Annotated in this window: 3 protein-coding genes and 1 pseudogene; 1 reads left to right on the plus strand and 3 read right to left on the minus strand. The window is 67.5% G+C overall.

The window, feature by feature from the left end:
* Nucleotides 1-95: 95 nt before the first annotated feature.
* The 3 genes from V7E09_RS14945 to V7E09_RS14955 all read right to left on the minus strand — a co-directional run bounded on the left by V7E09_RS14945 (nucleotide 96) and on the right by V7E09_RS14955 (nucleotide 2,424).
* Nucleotides 96-1,052 carry a carbohydrate ABC transporter permease gene (locus tag V7E09_RS14945; protein WP_324511940.1) on the minus strand — a complete coding sequence of 319 codons (957 nt, stop codon included), beginning with the start codon at nucleotides 1,050-1,052 and terminating at the stop codon, nucleotides 96-98.
* An 85-nt stretch (nucleotides 1,053-1,137) separates the two neighbouring features.
* Nucleotides 1,138-2,055, minus strand: a complete 918-nt coding sequence (locus tag V7E09_RS14950; protein WP_324511960.1) for an extracellular solute-binding protein — start codon at nucleotides 2,053-2,055, stop codon at nucleotides 1,138-1,140.
* Nucleotides 2,056-2,424: a hypothetical protein gene (locus tag V7E09_RS14955; protein WP_324511941.1), complete on the minus strand. Its 369-nt coding sequence runs from the start codon at nucleotides 2,422-2,424 to the stop codon at nucleotides 2,056-2,058. It abuts the gene before it with no gap.
* A 335-nt stretch (nucleotides 2,425-2,759) separates the two neighbouring features.
* Here V7E09_RS14955 and V7E09_RS14960 point away from each other — a divergent pair.
* Nucleotides 2,760-3,119: pseudogene (locus V7E09_RS14960) on the plus strand (hypothetical protein); the annotation flags it as partial.

Consider the following 3,119-nt stretch of genomic DNA (forward strand, 5'->3'; position numbering starts at 1 on the left):
GCCCTGCTCGGCCCGCGCCCGGCGGCGGCGGGCCGCCCGCGCCGCGCCGCGTCCCGCCGTCTGCTCGATCATCGGGATGGACAGTTCGTGAGCGCTCATCGGTGGCCCTTCCGGGGACGGCGAGGCTCGGCCGAGGTGGCGATCCTGCGCGTGAGTGCGAAGTTGATCAGGGCGAAGGCGACGATCACCACGAACAGGATCCAGGCGACCGCGGACGCCATCCCGAAGTTGCGCTGGTTGCCCCAGCCGACCTCGTACATGTACATGGTCACCGTCATCCACTGCCGGTCGGCGCCGCCCAACCCGATCTGGTCGAACATCCGCGGCTCGTCGAAGATCTGCAGGCCGCCGATGGTGGAGGTGATGATGACGAAGATGAGGGTGGGTCGCAGCATCGGCAAGGTGACGAAGAGGAAGGTGCGCAGCCTGCCCGCGCCGTCGACCACCGCGGCCTCGATCACGTCTCTCGGGATGGCCTGCATCGCGGCCAGGAGGATGAGCGTGTTGTACCCGGTCCAGCGGAAGTTCACCATCGTGGCGATGGCCAGATGCGAGGCGAGCGCGTCCTTGTGCCAGCCGATCGGGTCGAGGCCCACCTGGGTGAGGACGGCGTTGACGAACCCGGACTGGTCGGCGAACAGCTGATTGAAGATGAGGCCGACCGCGACGGGGGCCACCACGTACGGCACCAGGACGCCCATGCGCCACAGCGTCCTGGCGCGAAGGTTGGCGTCCAGCACGGCCGCGATGAACAACGCCACCAGGACCTGCGGGACCGAGGACAGCAGGAAGATGCTGAACGTGTTCCCCATGGCCTGCCAGAAGCGGTCGGATCCCAGCACAGCGGCATAGTTGTCCAGCCCCGTGAAGCCCCGGTTCCCCGTCAGGAGCCCCCAACTGTGCAACGACACGAAGGCCGTGTAGAGCAGGGGGAACATGCCGACGAGGGCGAACAGCAGGAAGAACGGGGCCACGTAGAGGTAGGGGGCGGTCTTGACGTCCCAGCGAGACAGGCGGCTGCGCCAGACTGAGGTCGGCGCGTGCGGGGTCACCACAGCAGTTGCTCCTTCGGCTCAGGGAGAGGGGGCGGCGGGCCGTGCGGACACCCAGGTGGGCACCCGCACGGCCCGTCGGATCTCAGCCCAGGGCTGCGACTTCCTTGGCCGCCTTCTCCCAGGAGGATGCGGCGTCATCGGTGTGGTCGACGTCGACCCGATTGATGGCGTCGGAGATGGATTGCCGGATCGCGAAGTAGTTGCGCCCCTTGAACGGCACCACCGTCACCGCGTTGGCCCGGTCCGCGAAGATCTGACCGGTCTTGGCGTCGTTGAAGAACGGCGCGGTGGCATTCAGCAGGTCGGAGTTCGTCAGCGCGGCGACCTGGCTGGGGAAGGTGCCCTTGGCCTTGAACGCCTTGATCTGCTGCTCCGGGGCGGTCAGCCAGTCAGCGAGCGCCTTCGCCTCGGCCACGTGCTTGCCCTGCGCGGGGACGGTCAAGAAGGAACCGCCCCAGTTGCCGCCACCGCCCGGGAACACGTTGGCGATCTTCCAGCCGGTCACGCCCTTGGCGTTGCCTTCGATGACGCCCGTCATCCACGCCGGGCACAGCATCGTGGCGAACCCGTTGTTCTGGAAGGACTGCTGCCAGTCGGTGCTCCACTGGGCCAGCCCAGCCGACAGCTTGTCGGTGCTCGAGGCCGTCAGCACCTGGTCGTACATGTTCCGCATCGCCGTGTTCTGCGCCAGCGGGATGATCGTCTCCTCGGGCTCGGTGGAGGAGAACGCGTTGGGGACCTGGTTCACCATGCCCTGGAAGGTGGCGTCGGCCGAGTCGTACCAGGCCACACCGGGGCTGGCCTGGACGAACTTCTTACCCAGCGCGAAGTAGTCGCCCCACGACGAACCCATGGCCTTCGCCACGGCGTCCGGATCGGAGGGAAGCCCGGCCTTCTCGAACAGGTCGGCGCGGTAGCAGACCGCTTCCGGGCCGATGTCGGTGCCGTACCCCAGCAGCTTGCCGTCGGTCGTCGTAGCCTGCTTGACCTTCCAGTCCAGCTAGCGGCCCTGCACGTCGGACGAGCTCAGGTCGGTCATCAGGTCGGCCGTCTCCATGATCTCGGGCAGCCAGTCGACCTCGACGGCCTCGATGTCGGACAGCCCCGAGCCGGCGGCGAGCTTGGTGCTGAAGTTCTCGCGCGCCTCGTTGCTGGTGGCGGCCTTCTTCTCGGTGACGGTGATGTTGGGATGCAGTGTCGTGTACTCGGCCAGGAGGTTGTCGTAGCCGAACTCGTTGAACGTGGCGACGGTGAGCGTGATCTTCTCGTCCGTCCCGGCGGTCGGGGTGGCGGGGCTCGAACTACACCCCGCCATCAACAGGGCCGCGCCGGCGATCGCCGCGACCCCCGTGATGATTCGTGAACGCATGGAGACTCCTTTGTCATAGGACCCTGGCGCTGCTCCACCACCGTTTCTGAGAGCGCTCTCAGGCCGTGTTCTCATCACAGATGAAAGCGCTCTCATCGCCAAGGGCCGCAACCGAATCGTTATCCAGGACGCCGTTGTGATTGCGTCGCGTCGGGCGTTCCCGACGGTAACCCCGTTCTCCCCCAGCGCCCGCCATCGACGCAGGTCCACCGCCGGGGCCGCAGCGACGTTCCCGTACGGGTGACACCGGGCGTGTTTCCTTGCCAGAGGCGGTTTAGCGGCCCCATACTGAGCCTCGACTCACTCGCCCATCACGTTCCACAGGAGGAACCGTCATGTCCGCAGACCCGTCCCAGAGCCCGCTGGATGTCATCGAGCCGTCCCGTCGTTCCGTCGTCAAGGGAGCCTTGGTGGCGTCCGCGTTCTCCCTCCCGGTCGTGACGACCCTCGGCCTCGGCGGCACGACCGTCCTCGCCGAAACCCCCAACATCTCCGGGCAGACGACGACCGTCCCGAGCGGCTCGACGACCGCCTCCGCCACCACGGCCACGCCCGGGACCACCGCCGCGCCCACCACGGACCCGACGACGACCACCACGGAGAACCCGGAGACCACGGCCAGCCCCAGCCCGACCCTCGGCGTCACCACCTCGACGACGACCACCACGACGACCCTTCCGTCGACGGAGACCACG

The sequence above is a fragment of the Propioniciclava sp. genome, from assembly GCF_036744435.1.
In the GTDB taxonomy this organism is placed as follows: Bacteria; Actinomycetota; Actinomycetes; order Propionibacteriales; family Propionibacteriaceae; genus Propioniciclava.

Coding starts and splice junctions, on each gene's coding strand:
- V7E09_RS14955 (WP_324511941.1), bottom strand. CDS start 2,424: ATGCGTTCACGAATCATCACGGGGGTCGCGGCGATCGCCGGCGCGGCC.